Origin of the sequence: Natronomonas sp. (assembly GCF_028274965.1) — an archaeon.
GTDB lineage: Archaea > Halobacteriota > Halobacteria > Halobacteriales > Haloarculaceae > Natronomonas.
The window spans coordinates 49173-73690 of the sequence record NZ_JAQCNO010000066.1 but is presented as its reverse complement, the minus strand read 5'-3'; the positions used below and the strand labels follow the sequence as shown (position 1 = coordinate 73690).

The window sequence follows — 24518 nt, the reverse complement described above, 5'->3', positions numbered from 1 at the left end:
GGTCGCTTCTGGTGCATGTACGAGGACGCCAGTCCGTCGTCGTAGCGCTTGATCGTCAGCGCTAATTCCTCACTGCCCGGGAGATTCGTCGGCGTGTACGGTCGGACAATCTGCTCGTCACCCGATTCGAACCGGATCGTCGTGTGCTGTCCTGGCTTGTATTCGAACTCGTGACCGGGTACCCGCAAACGGAATCCTTTCACGCGAGGCGTGATCTGGTACGTGTCAACGACTGTTGCTTTGTGTGTCATGATCAGATTGAGTGCTGTGTAGTGCCGACAGGGGCGGTCTTCTCCGCTACGCTAGACAGGCCGTATCGGAACACGGGGCATCTAGCAACTGTTAGTGCCGTCGAACGGTGTTGCACCCGCCCCGAGGAGGCGGCCCAGTGGAGGCCGGGTGAAACGGTCCGATGGAGATGCTACCGCTGAGACCGGAGAACGCTGGAGTGTCTGTAGTTGGCTGTATTTGCGTGTTAGAGATACACACTCATAAACAGCGTGGCTGTTCGGTAGCGTCGATAAGTACCACGGACTTTCCGAACGTCCCTGTGGTGGGGGCTGCTCGAAGAGCGTGAAAAGAGGGTAAACGGATTACAAACTGATCGGCGTCCATGGCCGCGCTAACTCTATTCGCTACGGATAGATTGTGAGTCGTGAGTGCCGAGGCCAGCCTTCTACCAATACAGTTCGAAGGAGGCGTGAACGAACCGTAGAGGGGTTCGTCCGTCGCTCTTTGGGGAGTTCGGAGCCAGACGACACGCGGATCACTCGGCCGAGTTCTCGCGGCGGAGTTCCTCCGTCCGGAGTTCCGCGTTGGCGTGCCACGTCCGGGGCCGGAACGCCAAGACGATGGCTCCAAGAAGTGTGATGCCGACAGCGACCGTTAGGACGCTTCCGGGTACCATCCCGATCCCGGCACTCTGTGGCCAGTTCGCGGTCCCGAACGCCGTTACCCGGACGACCCACGCCGCGTTCAGTACCGCGAACAGCGGAAGGTAGATGCGACGGAGTCGGTGAGCGATCGCCTCTTCGGTCGTGATCTTGACCGTCGGTTCCCGATAGTCGTCCGCTAACCGGGTTCGCCAGGCTGGATCCGTCGGCTCCGAGCCGTCCAGCCCAACCGCCCAGATCTCCTTTTGTAGAGTCCGAACGCGGGAGCGCCAGATATCGTAGGCCCGGTAGCGACGCGCCTCGATCGTCAGGAACGTCGCCAGGACGACGTTTCCGATCAACAAGAGGTAGTGGGGGTTCCCGTCAGTGGAGAACGCCCACGTCAGGACGGCTGCGAGTACGATCACAGCCCAGTTGGTCGTCCGATCGAGCCGTTCGCGCCAGAACGTCATCCGGTGGACTTCGCCGCGGTACAGGTGTGCCATCGCAGAACTGGGCCCCATCTCGGCGTCCAGCAACCCCTGACCGACGGTCGGGTCCGACCGCCCTGCCGTGGACCTGTCCGGATCTGCAGCCGGGGGGTCGGCATCATCGGCGGACGCCCCGTTCCGAGGCGCACCGGTGTTGGCGGTCGGCATCCGCTTACACCAGTAACTGGATATCGGCCTCGGCCATCTCGCTCAGCGCGGAGGCGGCGCCCACGCCGGTCGTGACGCCGTCATAGAACGCGCCCTCGTCGTAGTCCATCATGTCTGCGGTCATCTGACAGGCCTGCAGATCCGCGCCCATCTCCAGACACGTGTCGACGAGTTCGTCGATCGTGGGCGTCCCGACGTCGTCGATGCTGCGGCGCATCATGGTCGTCGTCAGGCGGTCCATCCCCGGGAGCGCCGCCAAAGCGTTCGGTAGCGGCGTGTTCGGGTTCCCGACCGAGGAGAGCTGAAGGTCCGCCGAGCGCTCCTCGTGGAGGATCTCCAGTCCCCAGAACGTGTGAAAGACCGTCACCTCCCAGCCGAACGCAGCCGCGGTCGACGCCAAGATGAGCGGCGGGTAGGCCATGTCCAGCGTGCCCTTCGTCGCGACGATCGTCATCCGCGTCGACCCGTCGTCGGTCGCAGCCGCGAGATCAGCCTCCAGCTCGTCGAGACGACTGTGTAGTGTCTCGACTCGGTCAGCCAGCGGCGGCTCCGTACTGTCGGTATCGCTGCTCGCTGCCCTCTTCGGCCCGGTCGGAGCTCCGTCGGTCTCGGAGCTCATGCTGTCTTCCGGACGACGTGCCGGTAGATGTCGCCCTCGTCGGTCTGGTTCAGCAGCTCGACGCCGTCGGTGGTGTCTGCCCAGCCGGCGAGGTCGCTCATGCTCCCGGCGTCCGTGGCGAGCACCTCCACCGTCTCGCCAGCGGCGAGCGTGTCGATCGTCTGCTTGGTCTTCACGACCGGCATCGGGCAGGAGAGCCCCTTTGCGTCCAGTGTCTCGGTGATCTCGTAGTCTGTCATGGTGACACCCATATTGGGCTTACTATACAATCTTGTCTACTTATTGAAAAGCTATTCGATCGGTGGGCACCTGGAAGAACGGTTTTCTACCATTTTAGCGCACCTTATCGGTCCAAGTTCCGGCTTTAGAGCTTGAGAGATACTGATCGGCGTCAGATAGTATTGTGTTTTAGTTGCAAACTATTTTATACCCCGAGTGTGAATCTCCTGTCGATGACGACGGCAATCGACACGACGACCGATACCGTGACTCCCGAACGGCTCCGCGAACGCCTCCGAGCAGGGGCTCCCGTCGGAGTGCTTGACGTCCGGGCGCCGGAGACGGCCGAAAAGTGGCGGATCAACGGCGGTTCTATCGAGTACCTGAACGTGCCGTACTACGAGCTACTGGACGGCATGCCGGAGTCCGTCCTGACGGCCCTCCCTGAGGGCCCGCTGGTGGTCGTTTGTGCCAAGGGCGACTCGAGCGAGCTGATCGTCGAGCAACTAGCCGATGCGGGCGTCGACGCGGTCAGTCTAGAGCGCGGGATGCGCGGCTGGGCGGACCTCTATGAGTACGCCGAACTCGACGTCGGGACGGACGCCACCGTCGCGCAGTATCACCGGCCCTCGAGTGGCTGTCTCGGCTATCTCATTGCGGACGGTGAGGAGGCTATCGTGGTCGACCCGCTCTTGGCGTTCGTCGACGCGTACGAGCAGGACGCCCGCGCGTTCGGCGCAGATCTGATCGGAGCCGTCGACACGCACGTCCACGCCGACCACGTTTCCGGTCTCCGAGAGCTGTCCGCACGCGGCGTCGAGAGGATGCTCCCGGCGGCCGCGGTCGCCCGCGGTACGGCGTTTGAGCCGGATCGGACGCTCGCGGACGGGGAGGCGATCACCGTCGGTGAGACGACACTCGAGGTGCTCCGCACGCCGGGGCACACCTCCGGGATGACCTCGCTGTTGGTCGACGGCGAGGTGCTGTTGACCGGCGACGGGCTGTTCGTCGATAGCGTCGCCCGTCCGGACCTCGAGGACGGCGACGACGGTGCTCCGGAGGCGGCCCGACAGCTGTACGATACGCTGCAGGAACTCCTTGGACTGGACGAGGGGATCGTCGTGGCGCCGGCCCACGCGAGCGACGGCACGCCCCGACGGGACGATGGGACGTTCACCGCCACACTCAGAACCGTGCGGGAGCGGCTCGCCGTGCTTGACGCCGACCGCGAGACGTTCGTCGAGCGCGTGCTGGCGGATATGCCGCCTCGCCCGGCCAACTACGAGACGATCATCGACACCAATCTCGGCCGTGCCGACACCGACCAAACGGAGGCGCTGACGATGGAACTCGGGCCGAACAACTGCGCCGCCAGCGCCGGCGGCCTGGAGGCCGACGACTGATGGCCGGATGTGGGGGCGTCCTGCTGCAGTCCGGTCCGGTCGTCGGGGCGTTTCCCCCGTGGCTGGCCGCGCTGTTTCCCGAAGGCGTCGTCTCGTACGCGCTGGGTGGCTTGTTCATCGGACTCGGCGTCGCGGTCATCTACCTCGGGACGGGTATCACCGCCGGGGCGTCGACGTTTCTCGAGACGACGCTGTCGTACGCGTCCCGGCTGCCGCGGTTCAACCGTCGTACGTACCTCGCCTCGCGGGACTGGCGGCTCACGTTCACGCTGGGGATCGTCCTCGGCGCAGCGGTCTACGCCCTGACGATCGGCCCCGGTGGGTGGACCACTTCGGTCCAGCCGTGGCGGCTGCTCGTCGGCGGCGTCCTCGTCGGTATCGGGACCCGCGTCGGCAAGGGCTGTACCTCGGGCCACGGGGTCTGTGGGGTCGGCTCGCTCTCGGGGACGAGCATCGTCAACGTCGCGACCTTCCTAGTTGTCGCCGCCGGGACCGCCCAGGTCGTCATGGCTTTGGGGGTGGTGCCGTGAGCGACGGGACAGAGCCGGATGGCCGCGGCGCTCGCTTTCACGGGCTCATCCTGATCGGCGGGTTGCTGTTCGGCTTCGGTCTCGGCGTGAGCCGGATGGCCCGGCCGGAGGTGGTGTTGGACTTCCTCCAGTTCCAGGATTTCGGGCTGCTGTTCGTGATGGGCGGTGCCGCAGCCGTCTCGGCCGTAACGTTCACGCTCGGCGCGGACGTGTTCCGCGGGACAGCGCCGCTGACCGGCCGCGCCTACGGTCGGCGCGTCAAAGGGCTTGACCGGAACGTCCTCGTCGGGGGCACCGTCTTCGGCGTCGGCTGGGGGCTGTCCGGTATCTGTCCCGGCGCGGCGTACGCCAGTTTGGGGGTCGGCAACTGGCCGGTCCTCTGGGCCATCGGCGGGATGTTCCTCGGCGCGTACACGCAGGGGTACGCCCGGTCCGTGCTCGCCAGACGGCAGGGAATGGAGGGAACTGTCGGTGCAGACTGACGCTGCTGTCCTTCCCACAGGTGTCCGGCACCGACGTCCACCACGGACAGTCTCTTGTCCCGGCGGTGAGTACGCGTAGCCATGCCTGACGCGATGACAGAACTACTCCAAGAGGAGATGCGGTGTGAGAACCTCTTGGACTGCTTCCACGGACTCTCCAAACTGGACAAGGAGGTCTTCGGTCTGCTCGTCGAGGCCGACGAGCCGATGACCGTCGACGGAATCGCCGATGAAATCGACCGCGAGCGAACCACCGCCTACCGCTCCGTCCGGCGGCTCCGAGAGGCGGATGTCGTGGAACGAGAGCAGATCAGCCAGGAAGGCGGGAGCTACTACCACGTCTTTTCGCCCCGCGACGCCGAGGAGATCGCCGACGCGATGCAGCGGACGCTCAACGATTTTTACGCGAAGATGGGCCAACTCATCGGCGAGTTCCGCGAGAAGTACGCCGCCGACGAGCGGGGAGGCGGGGCTGGTGGGTCCGCGACGCGACTCGACGCGCAGCGATCGCGCTGACGATACCTACCGTTCGTCGCGCCGGTGCCGTCCGCACACCGGGGCGAAGACCAACGAACGCGGTCAGCGAGCGTCCGCGGTCGCTCGGCGGGCGTTCGGCCGCGCCGCGGGCGTCGCTGTCATAGAGGGCGTCGCTGTCATAGAGGGCGTGGCGTACTGGAGGGGCTGGCGCGTCTCGCGCGCGCACGCGAAACCCCTAACCGTCCAGGAGCCCTCCGTACTAGCGTGAGTGACTCAGAGACATCCGAGACCGTTCCCGCCCACGACACCGTCGACGCGTCGGTGCTCGTGATCGGGGCCGGCGCCGCGGGTGCCCGGACCGCGATCGAACTCGCCGAACGCGGCGTCGACGACGTGTTGGTCCTCGGCAAACGGGGCCATGGCGACGCGCACACGACCTGGGCCCGCGGCGGTATCAACGGCGCGCTCGGGACCCACGACCCGGACGATTCGTGGGCGATCCACGCCGCCGACACGCTCAACGAGGGGCACTTCCTCAACGACCCCGAGAAGGTCGAAACGGTCGCAAAGCAGATGCCCGACCGGCTCCGCGAACTCGACGAGTGGGGCATGGAGTTCTCCCGGACGGAGGACGGCGGGATCGACCAGCGCTTTTTCGGCGCGCAGTCGTTCCGCCGGACCGCGTTCGCCGGCGATCACACCGGCGAATCGATGCTGAACGCGCTCGTCGACCGGGCCCAGGAGCTCTCCGTTCCCTACCGCGAGAACGTGATGATCACAAGCGTGCTCTCGGACGGCGACCGGGCGTACGGCGCCGTCGGGTTCGACATGGACACCGGCGAGTACGTCCTTTTCAACGCCGGAGCGGTCGTGCTCGCGGCCGGCGGGTACGCGGCGATCTACAACCGCCACACGTCCAGGGAGGACGAGAACAACGGCGACGGCCCGGCGCTTGCGTACCGCGCCGGTGCCGAGTTGATGGACATGGAGTTCGTCCAGTTCCACCCGACGGGGATGGCGGTCGACGAGAGCGACCCCGAGTGGGAGCCCTGGAGCGGACGGCTCGTCACCGAGGCGGTCCGCGGCGAGGGGGGACGCCTCTACAACGCCGAGGGTGAGCGGTTCATGGAGCGGTACTCGCCGAAGCAGATGGAACTCGACGCCCGGGACGTCGTCGCCCGCGCGATCGCACGCGAGGTCGCGGAGGGCCGGGGCACCGAAAACGGCGGCGTCTACCTCGATCTCTCGCACAAGAGCCGGTCGTTCATCCGAGAACGCCTGCCGAGGATGTACGAGCGGTTCGACGGCCTCGGGGTCGACATGGCGTCCGAGGCGGTCGAGGTCGCGCCGACGGCCCACTACGGTATGGGCGGCGTCGCCGTCGACGAGTACGGCGAGACGGGGGTCAATGGGCTGTTCGCCATCGGGGAGACGATGGCCGGCGTCCACGGGGCGAACCGCCTGGGCGGGAACTCGCTTGCCGAGACCGTCGCGTTCGGCGTCGTCGCGGGCGAGCGGATCGCCGGGCGCGTCGACGGTCCGGGTCGGATCCCCGAGCGGGTCCTCGACGGCGTCGCGAAACCGCAGATGCGCGATCTCACGGCGCTCGCAGGCCGCGACGGCGCCCACGAGGTCACTGACGTGTTCGCCGACCTCCAGGACCTGCTGTGGACCCACGCCGGGATCCTCCGGGACGAGGAGTCCCTGCGGGCGGGGTTGGATGAACTCAGCGCGCTGCGGGAGAGCGCCTCGGACATGGACGTCGGGCCGATCACGAGCGACTCCTTCGAGTTCGCCGTCGACGTCGGGTTCATGCTGACGGCCGCGGAGGCGGTCCTGCGGGGTGCGCTAAAACGGACGGAATCCCGGGGCGCACACTACCGGACGGACCACCCCGACGTCGATCCCGACTGGCGGCGGAACGTCTACTTCGAGCGGGCCGATCTCGGCGGCATGTCCGCACACACGGGGACGGTCGGGACCCCGAGCGAGGCCGTCCAGGACGCGCTCGACGAGGGGCACGAACTGGACTACCACCAACTCGAGTGAGGACGCCCTCAGGAGGCGCCGCGACAGCGTCGGTCGGCCACGCGGAGCCGAACGCTGAAATCCCCCGCCCCAGTACGGAGCGTATGAACGTCAGCGTCGTCGGGACCGGCTACGTCGGGACGACACTTTCGGCGTGTCTGGCCGATCTTGGCCACCGGGTGACGGCGATCGACATCGACGAGGGGACCGTCGAGCGGCTCAACGAGGGCGAGACGCCGATACACGAGCCGGGGCTCGGGTCGCTCGTGTCGGCGTACGCCGGGCGGCGTCTGACCGCGAGCACGGACCACGCCGCCGCCGCCGAGACGGACCTCACCGTGCTCGCCGTCGGAACGCCCGCAAAGGCCGACGGGAGCATCGACGCGGCGGCGCTCGTCGCGGCCGCCGAGGACGTCGGCGAGGCGATCGCCGAGAAGGACGGCTACCACCTCGTCGTCGTCAAATCGACCGTGCTGCCCGACGTGATCGAGGGAGAGGTCGTCCCGGCGATCGAGACCGCCTCGGGAAAGACCGACGGCGGATCCCTCGGTGTCGCGGTCAACCCGGAGTTCCTCCGGGAGGGAAGCGCCGTGGACGACTTCATGAACCCCGACAAGATCGTCCTCGGCACCGACGGCGACGAGCGGGCCCTCGACGCGCTTGCCGAGCTCTACCAGCCGCTGTTGTCGGAGTGGGAGATCCCCGTCGTCGAGACCGGGCGGCGCGAGGCCGCGATGATCAAGTACGCCAACAACGCGTTTCTGGCGGCAAAGATCAGCCTGATAAACGACATCGGGAACGTCTGCAAGGAGTTCGGCGTCGACGCCTACGAGGTCGCCGACGCGATCGGTCTCGACTCCCGGATCGGGTCGGCCTTTCTCCGCTCGGGGGTCGGGTGGGGCGGGTCCTGTTTCCCGAAGGACACCGCCGCGCTCGCCGCCGCCGCCGAGTCGGTCGGCTACGAGCCGCTCGTGATCGACGCGACGATCGAACTCAACGACCGCCAGCCCGAGCGGCTGCTCGAACTCCTCGATGCCCACGTCGACGTCGACGGCAGGCGGATCGCCGTGTTGGGCCTCGCGTTCAAGCCCGGCACCGACGACGTCCGTGGATCGCGGGCGAAGCCGGTCGTCCGGGGGCTGCTCGATCGGGGCGCCGACGTCGTCGCCTACGATCCGCGGGCGGCCGAAAACATGGCCGAGGCGTTCCCCGACATCGAGTACGCCGGGTCGGCGGCCGAGGCGCTGGAGGGCGCCCACGGGGCCGCCGTCGTCACCGACTGGCCGGAGTTCGGGGACCTCGACGCGGCGTTCGATGCGATGGCCGATCCGGTCGTCGTCGACGGGCGCCGCGTCGTCGCCAGACGCGAGGGGATCACCTACGAGGGGCTGACCTGGTGAATGCGGCAGTTCGTCGTTCTCGCCCACGAACTCTCGGCGTCGGCGTCGATCGGTCTCGGTGACCTCCCCGGGACGGGTCGGCTCGACCTCCTGTGTCGGTGCGTCACGAGCGCGCTGTTGGTCTCACACGACGTCCGCGAGGACGCCCGCATCGACCTCGTGATCGACGGCTACGTCGTCCGGTTCGACGGCGGGTCGGTCAGGCGGCTCAACCCCGACGAGCGCTCCACCGCGGCGCTGATCCGCGACGCGCTCGCCGAGCGATCCGAGGCGGTCGGGGCGATACCGGCGACCGTCTCCCCGGGCGTGTCGGTCCGCCGCGGCGACCTCGAGGGGACCCTCGAGCGGTTGGACGGGACGCTCGTCGAGTTACACGCCGAGGGCCGGCCGATCGCCGAGGAGAAGCCGCCGGCGGATCCGGTTTTCGTCCTCTCGGACCACCGCGATCTCACCGACGCGGAGGCCGGGTTGCTCTCGGCGCGCGCCGACCGGCGCGCGTCGCTCGGTCCGCGCGCGCTGCACGCCGATCAGGCGATCACGGTCGCGCACAACTACCTCGACACGGACGGGTTCGGGAGGTACTGAGAAACGCCGGACGGGCGCGTACCGCGCCGGGGGACGGCGGGGACCCGGACGGGCGTGACGCGGGGGGACCCATCTAGATTGGTACTCCTATTATAAGCGAACGGGGCGTATTCGTTTCCGTATGCAAACCATTGCAGATAGCCGGCGCACGATACACGTCCACCGCGACCAGAGCATCGAGGATCTGCCGCTGACCGGATCGCTCTCGCTCCCGCCGGTCGCGGACCGCGGTCCGTTCGTCCCGGACAACATGGACGACCCGAAGCTGTTCATGGGCGACGTCATCGTCGGCGTGAACGACGGCGACGTCACGTTCGGCGAACTCATCACTGACGTCACCGACGACGCCATCATCACGTACCCGCTCAACGGGAAGATGCCCGAGTACACCCCCAAAAACATCTTCAGCGCCCGGATCTTCCAGTCGGACGAGATACACATCTACGAGGGCATCGGCGAGACCGTCGACGGGTCGGACGTGGAGTTCGACGTCTCGAAGATCGAAGCGCCCGACAAGGAACTCAGGTAACGCGGTCTCTGTCCTGAGGTTCCGGGACGACCCTCCTCGTATCGCCGCCGAACGACGGGCCTGCTTCAACACCATGGAACTGTTAGAAACACGCGTACGAAACTACAAGAGCATCAACGATACGGGCTGGGTCGAGATCGACGACATGACCTGCCTGATCGGGAAAAACGAGTCCGGGAAGACCGCGTTTATGGAGGCGATCGGGCGGCTCAATCCGGCGTACGGCGAGGGGACGTTTACCCCGTACGACGACTACCCGAGACACCGCTGGCCGGAGTACAAAAGCCGCCACGACGACGACCCCGACCCCGCGGTCAGCGCCCGGTTCCGGCTCGAGGAGGACGAGAAACAGCGCCTCGCCGCCGAGACCGAGGCCGCGACCGGCGATGTCGAGGGCTCCGAGCTCGTCGTCACGAAGACCTACACGAACGAGCTCCACTGGAAACTGACGCCGACCGACGGGGACGGCTCACCGGAGCGGATCGACGGCGCCGCCGAGGTGCTCACCGAGGACCTCCCGGAGTTCCGGTATCTCGGCGAGTACACGACCCTCGACCCCGAGATCGACGTCGAGGCCTTCCGCGATCGGCTCGGAACGGACGCGGCGACGGCGTCGGATCGGGTGTTTCACTCGCTGTTGTCCGTCGCCGGGATCGACCCCGAGACGCTCGGCGAGGGCGACGACGAGGAGATGCTCACCGAACTCGAGGCCGCCTCCAGCGAGATCACCGACGCCGTGACGCGGTACTGGAGCCAGGCCGACGACCTGCGGGTACACATCCGGGGCGGCGACGGCGGCGACACGCTGTCGCTTCGCGTCGAGAGCCCGAACCACGGCGTCAGCGTCGGGTTCGGCCAGCGCTCGCGGGGGCTCCGGTGGTTCTTTTCGACGATCTGTACGATCTCCGACCTCCGGGCGGCCGAGCGGGATCAGGTGCTGCTGTTGGACGAACCGGGGCTGCACCTCCACCCGAAGGCGAAACGGGAGTTCCGCGAGTTCCTCGACGAGGAGTTCGCGGCCGAGCAGACGCTCGTCTACAGCACCCACTCGCCGTTTATGATCGACACCGACCGGGCACACCGGACGAAGCTGCTCGAGAAGGACCACGAGGCCGAGGGGACCGAGCTGAAGTCCCCCGGCGAGGCCGACAGCTACACGCAGTTCCCGCTCCGGAGCGTCTTCGAACTCGACGTGATGGAGACGATCATCTCCCGATCGCGGCTGCTTCTCGTCGAGGACGAAACGGCCTACACGTACCTCTATAACGTCTCCGAGCTGCTCGAGGACACGGACACGGACGGCATCGACTACCGGTGGACGGTGCTGCCGATCGGCACCACCGAAAACGTCGGGACGGTCCGCGAGCTGTTCGACGTGACCGACCGCGAGGTGGCCGTGTTCCAAGAGCGGACGAGCGGGGGCCGGGCGATGCCCGATGACGTCACGCTCACCGCCGTCGGCGCCCACACCGACGTCCGCGGGGACGCGACCGTCGAGGACGTCCTCTCGGTGTCGTTCTACTTGGAGCTCGTCAGCCGGGCCTACGCCGGCGCGCTCTCCGAACAGCCCGAACTCCCCGACCGGATCACCGACGGGACGCTCGGCGCGAGCGAGCGCCCGATCGTCGAGCGGGTGGCCGCGTACTTCGAGGCGAACGGCATCGCCGACGGGGAGTTCGACCGCTCCGTCCCCGCCGAGTACCTCCAGCGGAACCGCGAGGAGTTCGTCGACGCCCTCGACATGGAGACGAAACGGACCTTCGGCGCGCTCGCCCGCGATCTCAACGCCACCCTCGAGGACATCGACCGCGGCTCGCGGCAGTCGCGTTCGTTCCTGGGATCGCTGTTCGGGAACTGACCGCCGAGCCCGTCCCGCGAGTTTCGGGCCGCCTCGCGCCGTCTCGCGTCGCTTTCGGGAGACGGGTCGGCTCAGTCGCGCCCCTCGAGGGCGGATCGCTTCGTCTTCCCGGTGACGGTCTTCGGGAGTTCGGGGATGAAGCCGAACTCCCGGGGGTACTCGTAGCTCGCCAGCCGGTCTTTGATGTGCTCTTGGAGCTCCGTCTCGAGGTCCGCGTCCGGATCGCGGTCGCCGCTGGGGACGACGTACGCCTTCGGGACCTCGCCGCGCATCTCGTTGGGGACGCCGACGACGCCGGCGTCGGCGACCGCCTCGTGCGTCGAGAGCGTCTCCTCGATCTCCGTCGGGTCGATCCGGTAGCCCGCCGAGATGATCACCTCGTCCTTGCGGCCCTCGAAAAAGAGGTACCCGTCGCGGTCGACGGTCGCCAGGTCGCCGGTGAGAAGCCAGCCGTCCTCGACTTTCTCCGCCGTCCGTTCCGGTTTGTTCAGGTACGTCACGAAACAGACCGGGTCATCGTCGTACCGCACCGCCAACTCCCCCGTTTCGCCGGGGGGCGCCGGCTCGCCGGTCTCGGGGTCCAAGACGGCCACCTCGTGGCCGGGCAGCGGCCGGCCCATCGACCCCTCGCGCCGGGGCGACAGCGCCGTGCAGTCGCCGACGACAACGTCGGCTTCGGTCTGGCCGTAGTGTTCGTGCACCGCCGCGTCGAAGACGTCTTTCGCCCAGGCGACGACGTCGGAGCCGAGCGACTCGCCGCCCGCTTCGACCACCCTGACGTGCTCCAGATCGTACCGCTCGGTCGGGTTCGGGAGTTCCCGCATCTCCCGTAGCGCCGTCGGCGGCGCGCCGAAGCAGGTGACGCCGTACCGATCCAGGATCTCGTAGGTCTCCTCGGGGTCGAAGGAGCCGGCGGCGTGGGCGACGAGCGGCCGGTGGTAGAACAGCGCGGGAACGACGAAGTTGAACATCGCGATCCAGGCCCACTCGATCGGCGCGTAGAACACGTCGTCGTCGCGCAACTCGAGGTTGCAGAACGAACAGACGAAATGCGGCAGCTGCCCAAGGAGCGTCTGGTGGTCGTGAACGACGCCTTTGGGCTCTCCGGTCGTGCCGCTGGTGTAGATTATCAGCGCCGGATCGTCCGGGGCCGTCGGGACGGTCTCTCTGGCGTCGTCGGCCCCCTCGATCGCGTCTCCGAGCGCCGTCTCGTTCGGTCGTCTGTCCTCGACGTCGACGGTGAGCGTCACCGGCGGGTCGGCGTCGTCGACGGCCGTCCGGAACGTCTCGACGTTCGTCCGATCGACGATGCAGGCGTCGACGCCCGCGTCGGTGAGCCGGTACTCGAGGCCCTCCGTGCCGAAGAGGACGCTCATCGGGACCGAGACGGCGCCGAGCTTCCACGCCGCGAGGTGACCCAAGAGCGTCTCCGGCTTCTGCGGGGCGTTGATGCCGACGGCATCGCCCGCGCCGATCCCGCGGTCCGCGAGGTGGTTCGCCAACGCGTCGGTCCGGCGGGCGAGTTCGGCGAACGTGACCGTCCGTCTGCCCTCCGGTCGCTCGGAGTAGATGGCGACGTCGTCGCTGTCCGCCCAGCGGTCCGTCAGCACGCTCGTCATGTTGAACGGATCGGGGACGTCCCACTCGAAGCGCTCCCGCAGGCGCTCGTAGCTCTCCCAGGAGTCCTCGTGGAGCCGGTAGCGGTCGGTGTCGGGCGGTCGCATGTTACCAGTCGATCCCCTCGGAGGGGTCGGCGTTCGCGAGGTCCCCGAGCACCGTCTCGAACTCTAAGACGTCCTCGACCGGGAACGCGTTGTTGAAGCCCTTCTTGTTCAGCCGCAACGCGAGAGAGGACTTGTTCTCGACGACGTCGTCGGCGACGGCCCGCACCTCCTCCGTGAGTCGCTCGCGGGGGAAGACGCCGTTGACGAGGCCGATCTCCTCGGCTTCGGCCGCCGGGAGGTCCCGGCACGTGTACACCAGTTCGCGGGCGCGGGCACCGCCGATGAGCAAGGGGAGATACATCGTCGAGGCGTTGGATATCGGCAGGCCGACCTCCGATTCGGTCATCTTGAAGACGGTGTCGTCGGCCGCGTACCGGAGGTCGAACGACAGCGTCCACTCGAACCCGCCGCCGATCACGTACCCGTGGAGCTGACCGATGACCAGCCCTTCGAACTCCCGCGTCGCGCGGGTCATCTCCTGGTACAGCCCCGCCTCCTCGCTTTCCTCCTGGGCCTCGTCTAAGTCCGCACCCGCGGTAAACGAGTCGCCGTTCGCGTCGACGATCAACACGTCGTACTCCGAACAGTCACGGATCGCCTCGGGAACGGCCCGGAGCAGGGCCTTGTTCATCGCGTTCAGCTTCTCGGGCCGGTCGAGGGTCAGTCTCGCTACCGAGTCCGTGAGCTCTGTCGTCGTCACCAAACGGTCGTCGACCATATCATCACGAATAAACGGGCAGTTTCATAAACGTTTGCAGGGCGGCACGATCGGGGGGACCCGAACCCGGGATTCGATCGGTCCGCAGAGGGCCGATCGGCCGGAAGCCGAGGCCTACCGGTGGCGCGTCCCGCCGCGTCGCGGGAGGGCGGGCGGTGTCGCAAGGATTAAACCCGCGAGCGACGTTCCTTCGGATGCGGGCCGGTGGGGTAGCTTGGTATCCTTCGGCCTTCGGGTGGCCGTAACCGCGATTCGAATTCGCGCCGGCCCACTTCTCCCGCAAACGCTCTACATCCACAGGGCAGCAGTACGTCGTTTATAAATACTGTCGCCGTGTTTACTGTAGAGTCCAACTGAATCACAAACGCACCTCTTCGGCGTCTCGGACTTCACGAGATACGGGAGCCTGTAGTACAATAAGATCATAAGCCTACAGACAGGGTTATTAGAAACTGTACGGCTTGTTTTCGGTATTCATGACGGGCCTGTATGTGCCGTTGAAGCAGGCCTGTGCTCTCACGGTCGCCCTATATGCATTGATTTCGATTTTGAGCCGTTTGAGAGCCTCGTAGAGACGTTCCGTATTCTGTCAGATTTGAACGGACGTTTACCAAAGAGGGTTATCAGCATTCAATTGACGTACTCAACGACTTTGAGGAAGACTGGATCCGTTCATATGTGTCGGAGCCACCCGCAGATCTGTAGGCAGAGCGTATCGAGATTCAGGGGTCAAACGGTCTCCCAGACACCAACAGCAGGCAAAGGGCTGAAAAGAATAGCTAATCACTAATACCCCACCAGAACGGATCGGGACGTTCGAGACTGTGCGTGAGCAAAAGCCCGGCGACGGGTGGTAATCAGGACTGGCTCTCGAACCGTTCTCCGGTACTGTCGTACCGTTCGAAGCAGTGCTCCTCGGCAACGTCACGGACGAGGTCGGCGTCGTTTGAGTCAAAGAGGTCAAGCGTGACTCGCATACCCTGTTCGATTCTTTTCGCAGTTATGTTCATAACGTCGGCGTCTAAAACGGCAAGTGCGTGGACGAAGTCGCTCGTCCGGGCTCCGAGGTTGTCGTCGGTCATGGCACCTCGGAGAGCAGGTTCCTGTGTCATAAGCGGAGGGGAGCAATAAGATGGATCGTCGCAACACAGGGGATAGCGAGCCTGTCGCTTCCCATGAGGGCCGTCTCTCGACGTTAGAGAGCCAAAGGAGTATGAGGGCAGGTGGATCCGTCGTAGTAATCGAACGCTTCGGGAGAGAGCCGTGTTCTTGCGCAAAAACGCAGAGTAAAGTAACAATGAGTTCTTCAAATGATGGTTGAGGAGCCTAGTTACAGTATTAAGATCGGTGATCTCTACGAATCATCAGCGGGAGGATTAATGTACACAGAGTCACAGATTTAGCGGCACATGTCTGGCTCAACGAATAATGAGGACGCCCACCAGGAGTGTGATTTCTCGGCTAACGATCTCTCTATTAGTGAGGGGATTCTTACAAAAAAGAATCTCACTTCGTGGAAGTGTTCGCGCTCGGTATGGGAGGAGGCTGACGCACCCCTGTGTATTTATCACACCGAGGGAACCGACAAACCACGACTGGAATTGATTAACACAGCAGGAGACGGCGATCTCAGTGGGGCCGATCTTATTGGAGCCAAACTTATTGGAGCTGATCTCTCCGAGACTGACCTCTCTGGGGCTGACCTAATCGGGGCTACCCTACACGGGAGTAGCTTGGAAGCGACCGATCTTACTGGTGCTGACCTCACTGAAAGTGTAATCAGAGATGCCATCCTCACTGGAGCTTCCTTTGCCGATGCTAATCTCACGGGGGCTAAAATACACGTGACGAGGTTCACAGACGCTCAACTCGCAAACGCACAGTTTGAATACCAGATACCCCACGATGAGGAAATTTCGCCCAAGGACATCGTCCCGGATGCCAACCTCCACGAAGCTGGGCTGAATCATGCCGACCTTTCGGGCGCTTTCCTCGAAAAGGCTGACCTCTCCAAGGCTAGAATATGGGACGCAGACCTCACTGGGGCCACCTTGTCCTCGGCCAACCTTACCGAGGCTATTTTGTCTAAAGCCGATCTTACCGGAGCTGACCTGACAAATACCAACCTCACAGAGGCTTCTCTTGACAAGGCTGTCCTCACCGGAGCTGATTTGCATAGGGCCAACCTCACCAACGCCAAACTAGACCGGGCTAACTTTACCGAGGCTAAAATAAGAGATGCCAATCTTACTGAGGCTACCCTAAATGAGGCAAACCTCACCGGAGCTGATCTGAAAAATGCCGTCCTCACCGATGCTGAAATGACAGATGCCAATCTATCCGGAGCTGACCTAAGAGGCGCCGACCTTACGGGGGCTACCCTGTATGAGGCCGATCTTACCGGAGCTGACCTAAGAGGCGCTGACCTTACGGGAACTACTTTACATGAGGCCAACCTCACCGAGGCTCATCTTGAATCGGCTGATCTTACCGGAGTAAACTTGGAGGGAAACCCGTTTATTAAAGCTAAATTAGAGGGAGCCAATCTCAGTAACGCTGAGTTATTTGATCTTACCCTTACCCACGCAGACCTGTCAGACGCAATACTGACTGAGGCAGACCTACGGCGCACGGATTTGCAGGATGCCATACTGACGTCTGCGGACGCCGCCGAGGCAGCTTTTACTACCGCCGATTGTGAGAACGCCCGTTTTGACGAGGCGAACCTGAACCGTGCCACATTGGAGAATGCCGACCTCACAGGCGCGGACCTCTCACAGGCGTACCTCTATCAGACGCGATTGGACGGGGCACAGATCAACGACCGGACACAGTTTTGTCCAGACGGAGAAGTCGGTAACCCAAGCACCGATAATGCGTGCAGATACGACTCAGATATCCCTCCGGAGTCGGCCGCCACGTGTCTCGCCGATCAAGTAACATCCAACACCGACGTCAATCCAGACGAAACAAGAGCCCGCCGCGCCCGCAGTACGTACAGTCGGTTGGAGGCTCTGGCAAGAGAAAACGGATTTCCGGAGCTCAAGTCAGAGATGTTTATTCGCCGTCAGGACGCTCGCCGAGAACTCCTTTTTGCGCAGGATCAGCGAATGAAAGGGACGTTCGCGCAGATTCAGAAATGGATATTCAATTACGGAGAGAGCTTCCGCCGTATTGGTTTTATTTCAGCTGCGATAGTACTCGTTGGATGGCTGTTGTATATGTTTAGCGGGATTGTCGCAACTACAAGCGGCGAACCGATCACCCTCCGAGTGATCACTGAGAACCCAGTTCTGGCCTACGATACGTTGCTGCACAGCACCTTGGTGTTCTTCGCCGGGAGTCGTGTACTGGAGACGACAGGCCGGATCGGTGAAGGTGTTATTGTGTTCGAGTCGATGGTAGGACCAATCTTAGTGGCACTTCTCATTTTTGTGCTTGGCCGCCGGGCAGCGCGATAGTGCCAGGAAATTCAAATTTAATCTTAAGTCATGGAAAATAAATAATACGCCTACTGTGGCTTACTTTCGGTTCGTTTATATATTTTGGAGCAACGACGCTGTCGTCCTCAGAATCAGTCCGGTGGGATAGGATAGCGGCTTCCTCAACGCTATCAACAGTGTGTGTCGTCGTTCACCGTGACGTGAGGTTATCATACGTTTTCAAAAGATCCGCACCGCTGTTCGATTTTCACTTCCTCGGAACGACGGTCGTAGTGTTCTTCGAGCACCCGTTGACTGACGTTCATACGGTCGGAGACGACCTGTTCGGGTACGTCTTGGGTGAGGTGGTGCGTCATCAACCCCCGCCTGACTGCGTGGGGAGAAACCGACAAGAGGTACTTCAAGACGGCCATCCTCGTGTTCACCGCTTCACAGTCGTCTTGGTCTCAACCGTAGGGACACAATCCACGATACATACAGGGACCAGTCCAGCGGTAGACGGTCGTACGGATCGTGTCCTTACTGAGGCGTCCGTTTTCGGTTGCGAGCAACGGCTCCTGTCTGGAGTCGTCAGTCACCTCGGGACGATTAACCTCGATATAGTCCGACAGTATGGCACGCGTCGACGGATCCAGCGCGACGAGCCGTTTGCCGTTCGTTCAACGGGGTGTCGGACTCAGGACGGTGGCAGACGGAGACACACTCGTCTTCGGGGTTGAGATCGTCGAACTCAAGAGCATGGGCTGAACCCATACGAAGTCCGGTTCGCCACAGTAGGAGGAGAAGTGTGTGACCGAACGTTGCGTAATTAAACCGACCGAGGTGTTCAAGAAGTTCCTCGGCCTCCTCTGTGTCGAGTTTCACGTCACGTTGGCCGACACCGTCGCTAAGCGTCGGGAACATCACCTTTCGTGGAGGTCTGGTTCGACAGCATCTATCAGCTCACAGAACCGCAGAAAGGCCCGTAGCGTGTCCATCTGTGACTTCAGCGAGACTTGGTTTAGTTCGCCGTCTCCCTGTCTTCATAGTCTGTAGCGGTGTAAGTCACGGCCAGTAAGGGCGTTCATATTATCTATGTTTTCGGCCTCGTCGCACTGACGGACGAAATGACTAAGACGATACTTGTGGGACTGTAGCGTGCTGTCTGTGACTTCTGCACTCCGCTCCCGGAGGTAGAAGTCAGCTGCCTCCTCCGGCGACGCATCGGTGAGGTCGTGTAGTGTGGGCATAGCAGTTCACCGAAGCCCGAAACCGACAGGAGAGGAGGCAACGGGTGGCCGTAACCGCGTCCTCGTGGAGCGTTGCTCCGCGGTGATTCGAATTCGCGCCGGCCCACGTTTTCACCGACGCGTCAGGTCACCAGCGCTCGGACCGCCGTTTTGTCGGCCACCCGGAGCAGGAAGCGGTGTCCGACCCAGACGTATATCCCGATCACGAGGAGCGCAACGACCAGACTTGCCCGGGTGCTGACTGTCAGTTTAGCCGACCGGATGGCACCGATAGCCGGGAGCACCGAGAGTACCGCATACGCCTGCTCGCGACTGAACGGGGTAAACCCGTCGCGGAGATACAGGACGAGAAGTTCGGTCGTGTTGTTGACGACCACCGACAGCAGGTACGCAACCCCTAGCCCGAGTGCCCCGAACTTGGTGGTGAGAACGATCATCAGTGGAAGTGCGACGCCGGCGTTGAACACCTGTGTGAGCAGACTCGCGCGTTCGTTGTCGGTCATGAGCAACAACAGCCCCACGCTCCCGAACATGGTTGCGGCGTACTGTGCGAGAAGTACCGCACGGAGAACCGCTGCCTGTCGAGCGTACGCCTCGTTGAACGTCGTGAGCAACTCCGGGGCGTACGCGTATCCGAGTACGAACGCTGGCGTTGTCGCGACGATCGCCAGTCGACTCGTCCGTTGATAAAGTCGTTGTAGACTCTGGGTTTGCCCGTCATCGTAAAGCGATGCGGCTATTGGGGGCAAGATCCCGTTCACCCCGCTTAGCGGCCATCTAACGGCGAGTGCGAAGACGATAGAGAGGCTGAACGCGCCGGCGGCCACCGGCGAGAGGTACAGAGCCATGACCGCGAACACGGCACGCCGCTGGACGAGTTCCAGTGCCGCGACCCCGCTCGCGTCCCCGGAGTAGCTGAGAAAATATCGGACCGTCGAACGGTGTGCCCGAACTGACCCGAACCGCACGCGGGTGGAACGGAACAACAGGCCTGCCCCGGCTGTTACCAGGAGGAGAACCGTACCGACGACGCCTATCCACAGGTTCAACAGCGAACGCTCGCTGGTGACGACGCCGACAGCCAGGACCCCGGTCAGCAACGCCAGCGGAACGAATATCCGCGACACCAGCATCGCGAGTTTGATCCGCCGGAGTGCCCGGAATATGTCCCGGAAGTTTCGTAACAACAGAAACGGCAACAGTCCGAGTGCGAACACCACGACGACTGTCTCGTGGCGCGGTTGGAGAAGCGTCACGTCGACGAGACGCTCTCGAAACGCGATGACCGGCGCCGCGACGACGACCCAGACGGCGACGTACCCGGCGGTGCCAACGCTCAACAGCGTTCGCTGTGCGGATATCGACACTCTCGGTACCGTTCTGGTGTATCCGTCTCCGAGGCCGGCGACCAGATTCCGGGAGATCGTCTCGCCGCGAATGAACACGGACAGAAATCCGTACGCCGCCGCGCCCGAAACCGTCGTGACGGCATACGCGACCCCGGTCAGAAGGATGCGTTCGGAGACGAACGCCACGATTCCGACCGAAGACTTCTCCACCACCTCCGCGAGCAGGTCGTCATCGCTCTCCTCCTTCGGGGGGGCCGTCATCGCAACCGTGCGTCCATGTGCCCGACCTAATCGCCTCTCCCACTTAGTCTGCTTCCGGGCAACCGCAAGAAGCTGTGCATTGTCCACCAGGGCAGCGGTAACCGCGATTCGAATTCGCGCCGGCCCACTACCGTTCCCGCACTCAACGAACGCCGAGCGGCGGCGAGGCGTTGTGAGTGTGGGGCGTCGTGTCGCCGAGCGAACGCGTCCGAAACCGCCGCTGCCCGTATATTTACGTCCGGTGAAGCGGTACCGCGGGTATGGACGATACGCCCGTCGGCGAGTTGATGACGGAACCGGTGCTGACAGTCAACCCCGAGGATCGGATCGACGAGGTCGGGGAGGCCATGCTCCACCAGTCGATCAAGTCGGTCGTGGTGATCGACTCGGAGTGTCGACCCCAGGGGATCCTCACGTCGACGGACTTCATCGAGATCGCAACGAAGCGCGCGGACGTGACCGAATCGACCGTCGAGGAGTGGATGACCGCACGGACCCTCACGGTCGAGTCCGACGCGTCGGTTCGGCGGGCCACCGATGAGATGCTGTCGAACGGGATCAGTCACCTCCCCGTGGTCGAGGCCGACGGCGGTGTCGTCGGCATCCTCTCGATGACGGACATCGTCAGCGGAAGCGTCGAGAGCGTCGAAGCGGGCGGCGTCGCGTAGGGGCTGTGACCGGCGGGGTCACGAGGACGTGCCCGGCGGCGAGAGGCTCCGCCCGAACTCGTCGAACTCCTCGAAGTCGGCCGGTAGCTCCCGCCCGAGGCGGCGGTCCTCGCGGTTGTCGGCGAGCGGACCGAGGGTCTCGGCGGCGTCCTCCCACCCGGGCTTGATCTTGACGCTTTTTGCCGGCGCGCCGACGGCGACGTGGTGGGCCGGCACGTCGCCGAGGACCGACGCCGAGGCCCCGACCATCGCGTTCTCGCCGACCCGACAGCCGGCGTTTACCATCGATCCGTAGCCGAGTCTGGCGTCGTCCTCGACGGTCGTCCGGTACGTCGTCACGTCGGTCTGGTCGACGAGGTCGTGGTTGTGGGTGTGGAGGTGCGCCCGGTCGGCGATCGAGACGCGGTCGCCGATGACGAGTTCGCCGCGGTCGTCGAGCAACACGTCGTTGTGGACGACGACGTTGTCGCCCATCTCGATGTTCGAACCGCACTGGATCTTGATCCCGCCGAACAGCCGGAGGTCGTCGCCGGCCTCCGAAAACAGGTGATCGGCGAGCAGCTGTCGGAACGGGAGCGCGAAGGCGACGTTGTTCGACAGCGGCGAGCGGTCGAACCCCTCCCAGAGGTACCGGAGCGGCTTCGAGGCTTCGAGCTTGTCGGGGTCCTGTTCGGCCCAGTGCTCCGTCTCGGTGACGGCGTTGCGGGGGTCGTAGCTCTCGATCCGCATCCGGGTCATCGGGTCGAGCGTCTCGCCGGCGAGGTACCGCTCGTAGGCCGGGCGGTCGCCGAAGGCGTCGACGAGCAGCTCCTGGACGACGGCGCCGGTCGGGTCGTCGGAGCTGAGTCGGTCGTCCGCGTACTCGATCGCGGCGTCGATCGAGGCCTGCGTCGCCGCCGACACGTCGACGTGGCGCTTCGTCACGGCTCTACCCCCCGCGGCGAGCCGAGGGCGCCCGCGCGTCGGCCGGTCGGATCGTTCGGGTTCGTTTGCTCGGATAATTCGAATAAGCGACTGCGTATGATCACAATATCTCGTTACAACCACTGATATGTAAATATTTTCCCGCGCGAGCGGGACGAACGGACTCCTCGAAGGCGGTCGGACGCGAGAAGAACCGATCCCGACCCGATCCGGCCGGAATCGCGGAGGCGGCCCACCAGGTCCGGTCTCCGCGTCGCTCAGCGGTGCTCGTTCAGCCGTCGCTTCAGCCGCTTTGCCGCCTCGCCGGCCGCCCGGAAGTACGACGCCTCGTCGTCGGCCCCCTCGCCGGCGAAGATGATGCCGCGCGAGGAGTTGATCGCGCCGACGCCGTCCGCGAGGCCGTACTCGACCGCGGCGGCCGCGTCGCCGCCCTGTGCGCCGACGCCCGGGACGAGAAACGGCACGTCGACGAGGTCTCTGAGCGCCGCCAGCTCCTCGGGGGCGGTCGCGCCGACGACGAGCCCGACGTTGTCGTTGTCGTTCCACTCGGCACAGCGCTGGGCGACGTACTGGTACAGCGGCTTTCCGTTGCCGACGTCGAGGTCCTGGAAGTCGCCGCCGCCGCTGTTGGAGGTCCGACAGAGGACGAAAACACCCTTCTCGGCCCGCGAGAGGTACGGCTCCAGCGTGTCCCGGCCCATGTAGGGGTTGACGGTGACGGCGTCGGCACCGAGTCCGTCGTCGTCGAGAAGCCCCGCGTACCGGCGGGCCGTGTTGCCGATGTCGCCGCGCTTGGCGTCGAGGACGACGGGGACGCCTTTGCCGTGGGCGTACGCGACGGTCTCTGCGAGGGCGCGCCAGCCGTCCGGGTCCTCGTAGAAGGCCGCGTTCGGCTTGTAGCAGGCGGCGTGTTCGTGGGTCGCGTCGATGATCCGGCGGTTGAACGCCCACCGCGGGAGCTCCGCGTCCAGAAACGGCGGCAGCCGGGTCGGGTCGGGGTCGAGACCGACCGAGACGACGCTGTCGGTCGAGTCGATGCGCGCGGCCACGTCCTCGAAGAATCCCATAGGGGTGCTCCGACAGCGGCGGATAAAAAACCGCCTCCGACCGCGCCGTCGGAGCGGCCGATGCGGGATCGCGGTCCGGTACGGGGTCGGCCTATACGGCGTACTCGTCCTCGCGGATCTGCGCGTACCGCCCGTTCCGGTAGCCGAACTTCGTCCAGCGGTACTCACCGTAGAGCCTCGCGCCTGTCAGCCCCGCCCGGAGCGCGCCCTCGGTCTCGAAGCGTTCGTCGCCTTGCACGTCGTTGACGAGGCCGAACAGCCGGTCCCAGTCGTCGGGCTGGTACCCCCGAACCATGTCGGCGAAGACGCAGTTGCGGCGGATCTCGTCGCCGACCGCGCGACGCCACTCGGCGTTGAACGCCCGGAGCGCGCCGAGTCCGGCGAGCCGTCCGGCGATCGATCCCGTCCGGATCGCAACGTGGTCGCCGCCCTCGTGGAACGCCGAGGTCGCGCCCATCGCGCCGCCGACGATGGCGACGTTCGCGGCCGTCGGCGACTCGATGGGCCGCGTCGAGGAGATGGGGTACGTCTCGGTGCCACCGGACTTGCCGCGGTCGGTCTGAAGCGGGAACTCCTCGGTGTCGTACTCGGGGTAGACCGCCTCGATGAGCCGCTCGACGTACGTCGCCCCCCGCGGGATCCGCTCGTCGTCGGCCTCGAGCAGCCGGTAGTGCTCGCGGTTCTCGACGGAATCGAGATCCAGCCCGATCGGCATCGTCAGCCCGATCCGAGCGACACGGCCGTCGTTCGGGAACACCCACGGGTAGGCCGTGTGCCCCGGCATGTAGCCCCACCAGAACTTGATCCGGTCGTCCTCGAATAGCTCCGCCGGGAGCCGCCGGTACTCCTGATAGGCGATGTGGTTCGTCCGCCCGGCGGCCAGACGCTCGGTCGCGTCCTCAGGGAGCCACCGCTCGAGCACCTGCCCCGTGACGGTCCGCTGTGGCCCGTCGGCGAGGATCAGGTACTCGGCCTCGATCTCGGTCCCGTCGCGGAGCGTGACCGTGTGTGAGACGCCCCGCGTCAGGTCCGTCTCGACGTCTGAAACGGCGGTACCGACGCGGTACGTCGCGCCGGCGTTCTCGGCGCGCTCGCGGAGCCAGTCGTCGAAGCGGGCCCGGTGCATCGTGAACCCGAAGTTCGGGTACGACGAGTCGAGTCCGGTGTCGGTCAACTCGACGGACTCGGTCGGGCCGATGAACTCCGCGGCCGACAGTTCCCGGTGTTTGACGCGCTCGGGGATCGGCTCGCCGAGGGCCATGAGGTCGACCCAGTAATCGAGGATGCCGGCGGCGTCGGTCGAGTCGGGTCCCGGCTGCTCGCGGTCCGCGCGCGGAACGCCCTTTTCGACGACCACGGCGTCGGCCCCTTCGCTGGCGGCCGCGTGGCCAGCCGCGGCTCCGGCGGGACCGCCGCCGACGATCACGACGTCTGCGTGCTGCATACAACGCCCGATCGGTCGGGCGCGGCTTAA

At 64.8% G+C, this 24518-nt stretch carries 22 protein-coding genes and 1 tRNA gene; 12 read left to right on the top strand and 11 right to left on the bottom strand.

Annotated elements, in window-relative coordinates; genetic code table 11:
- From Q0916_RS10350 to Q0916_RS10335, 4 genes are all read right to left on the bottom strand, one after another.
- Positions 1-251, bottom strand: a 251-nt coding sequence (locus Q0916_RS10350) for a ferredoxin--NADP reductase (protein WP_299237180.1), incomplete at its 3' end; no start/stop codon positions are given.
- Positions 252-766: 515 nt separating this feature from the next.
- Complete coding sequence (locus Q0916_RS10345; RefSeq protein WP_299237179.1) at positions 767-1531, bottom strand: DUF2270 domain-containing protein; 765 nt, start codon at positions 1529-1531, stop codon at positions 767-769.
- A 4-nt stretch (positions 1532-1535) separates the two neighbouring features.
- Positions 1536-2150 (bottom strand): DsrE/DsrF/DrsH-like family protein, encoded by a 615-nt coding sequence (locus Q0916_RS10340; protein WP_299237178.1) that lies wholly within the window; start codon positions 2148-2150, stop codon positions 1536-1538.
- Positions 2147-2389, bottom strand: a complete 243-nt coding sequence (locus Q0916_RS10335) for a sulfurtransferase TusA family protein (RefSeq protein WP_299237177.1) — start codon at positions 2387-2389, stop codon at positions 2147-2149. Before Q0916_RS10335 ends, Q0916_RS10340 begins: the two co-directional genes overlap by 4 nt.
- A 213-nt stretch (positions 2390-2602) precedes the next feature.
- Here Q0916_RS10335 and Q0916_RS10330 point away from each other — a divergent pair, with 213 nt between their 5' ends.
- The 9 genes from Q0916_RS10330 (at position 2603) to Q0916_RS10290 (ending at position 11661) form a co-directional block, all read left to right on the top strand.
- Positions 2603-3772, top strand: a complete 1170-nt coding sequence (locus Q0916_RS10330; RefSeq protein WP_299237176.1) for an MBL fold metallo-hydrolase — start codon at positions 2603-2605, stop codon at positions 3770-3772.
- Positions 3772-4302, top strand: a complete 531-nt coding sequence (locus tag Q0916_RS10325; protein WP_299237175.1) for a YeeE/YedE family protein — start codon at positions 3772-3774, stop codon at positions 4300-4302. Before Q0916_RS10330 ends, Q0916_RS10325 begins: the two co-directional genes overlap by 1 nt.
- Positions 4299-4784 carry a DUF6691 family protein gene (locus Q0916_RS10320; RefSeq protein WP_299237174.1) on the top strand — a complete coding sequence of 162 codons (486 nt, stop codon included), beginning with the start codon at positions 4299-4301 and terminating at the stop codon, positions 4782-4784. Before Q0916_RS10325 ends, Q0916_RS10320 begins: the two co-directional genes overlap by 4 nt.
- Positions 4785-4865: 81 nt before the next feature.
- Positions 4866-5300 carry a helix-turn-helix domain-containing protein gene (locus Q0916_RS10315; protein WP_299237173.1) on the top strand — a complete coding sequence of 145 codons (435 nt, stop codon included), beginning with the start codon at positions 4866-4868 and terminating at the stop codon, positions 5298-5300.
- Between the two features lie 225 nt (positions 5301-5525).
- On the top strand, positions 5526-7310 hold the full coding sequence (locus Q0916_RS10310; RefSeq protein ID WP_299237172.1) for an L-aspartate oxidase: 1785 nt from the start codon (positions 5526-5528) through the stop codon (positions 7308-7310).
- Positions 7311-7393: 83 nt separating this feature from the next.
- Positions 7394-8689: a UDP-glucose 6-dehydrogenase AglM gene (gene aglM / locus Q0916_RS10305; RefSeq protein WP_299237171.1), complete on the top strand. Its 1296-nt coding sequence runs from the start codon at positions 7394-7396 to the stop codon at positions 8687-8689.
- Positions 8690-9274, top strand: a complete 585-nt coding sequence (gene trmY, locus Q0916_RS10300; RefSeq protein ID WP_299237170.1) for a tRNA (pseudouridine(54)-N(1))-methyltransferase TrmY — start codon at positions 8690-8692, stop codon at positions 9272-9274. It begins immediately after the preceding gene.
- Positions 9275-9395: 121 nt separating this feature from the next.
- Positions 9396-9803: a hypothetical protein gene (locus tag Q0916_RS10295; RefSeq protein WP_299237169.1), complete on the top strand. Its 408-nt coding sequence runs from the start codon at positions 9396-9398 to the stop codon at positions 9801-9803.
- Between the two features lie 73 nt (positions 9804-9876).
- A complete protein-coding gene (locus Q0916_RS10290; RefSeq protein WP_299237168.1) occupies positions 9877-11661 on the top strand; it encodes an ATP-binding protein in 1785 nt (594 codons plus the stop codon).
- Between the two features lie 71 nt (positions 11662-11732).
- Here the strand turns inward: Q0916_RS10290 and Q0916_RS10285 are convergent, their stop codons facing one another.
- A complete protein-coding gene (locus tag Q0916_RS10285) occupies positions 11733-13385 on the bottom strand; it encodes an acyl-CoA synthetase (protein ID WP_299237167.1) in 1653 nt (550 codons plus the stop codon).
- A 1-nt stretch (position 13386) separates the two neighbouring features.
- Positions 13387-14103 carry an enoyl-CoA hydratase/isomerase family protein gene (locus Q0916_RS10280; RefSeq protein WP_299237166.1) on the bottom strand — a complete coding sequence of 239 codons (717 nt, stop codon included), beginning with the start codon at positions 14101-14103 and terminating at the stop codon, positions 13387-13389.
- A gap of 198 nt (positions 14104-14301) precedes the next feature.
- Between Q0916_RS10280 and Q0916_RS10275 the strand changes: the two genes are divergently transcribed.
- A tRNA-Pro gene (locus tag Q0916_RS10275) sits at positions 14302-14374 on the top strand.
- Between the two features lie 586 nt (positions 14375-14960).
- Here the strand turns inward: Q0916_RS10275 and Q0916_RS10270 are convergent.
- Positions 14961-15185, bottom strand: a complete 225-nt coding sequence (locus Q0916_RS10270; protein ID WP_299237165.1) for a hypothetical protein — start codon at positions 15183-15185, stop codon at positions 14961-14963.
- A 327-nt stretch (positions 15186-15512) separates the two neighbouring features.
- On the opposite strand from Q0916_RS10270, the gene Q0916_RS10265 reads away from it, so the two are divergent.
- On the top strand, positions 15513-17564 hold the full coding sequence (locus Q0916_RS10265) for a pentapeptide repeat-containing protein (protein WP_299237164.1): 2052 nt from the start codon (positions 15513-15515) through the stop codon (positions 17562-17564).
- Between the two features lie 1333 nt (positions 17565-18897).
- Here the strand turns inward: Q0916_RS10265 and Q0916_RS10260 are convergent.
- Positions 18898-20385, bottom strand: a complete 1488-nt coding sequence (locus Q0916_RS10260) for a lipopolysaccharide biosynthesis protein (RefSeq protein ID WP_299237163.1) — start codon at positions 20383-20385, stop codon at positions 18898-18900.
- Between the two features lie 260 nt (positions 20386-20645).
- On the opposite strand from Q0916_RS10260, the gene Q0916_RS10255 reads away from it, so the two are divergent.
- Positions 20646-21053 carry a cyclic nucleotide-binding/CBS domain-containing protein gene (locus Q0916_RS10255; RefSeq protein WP_299237162.1) on the top strand — a complete coding sequence of 136 codons (408 nt, stop codon included), beginning with the start codon at positions 20646-20648 and terminating at the stop codon, positions 21051-21053.
- Positions 21054-21071: 18 nt separating this feature from the next.
- On the opposite strand, the gene Q0916_RS10250 is transcribed toward Q0916_RS10255, so the two are convergent.
- The 3 genes from Q0916_RS10250 to Q0916_RS10240 all read right to left on the bottom strand — a co-directional run bounded on the left by Q0916_RS10250 (position 21072) and on the right by Q0916_RS10240 (position 24488).
- Positions 21072-21977, bottom strand: coding sequence for an acyltransferase (locus Q0916_RS10250; protein WP_299237161.1), 906 nt, complete (start codon positions 21975-21977; stop codon positions 21072-21074).
- 257 nt (positions 21978-22234) lie between these two features.
- Positions 22235-23044 (bottom strand): orotidine-5'-phosphate decarboxylase, encoded by an 810-nt coding sequence (gene pyrF, locus Q0916_RS10245; protein ID WP_299237160.1) that lies wholly within the window; start codon positions 23042-23044, stop codon positions 22235-22237.
- A gap of 91 nt (positions 23045-23135) precedes the next feature.
- Complete coding sequence (locus Q0916_RS10240; protein ID WP_299237159.1) at positions 23136-24488, bottom strand: NAD(P)/FAD-dependent oxidoreductase; 1353 nt, start codon at positions 24486-24488, stop codon at positions 23136-23138.
- Between the last annotated feature and the right edge of the window lie 30 nt (positions 24489-24518).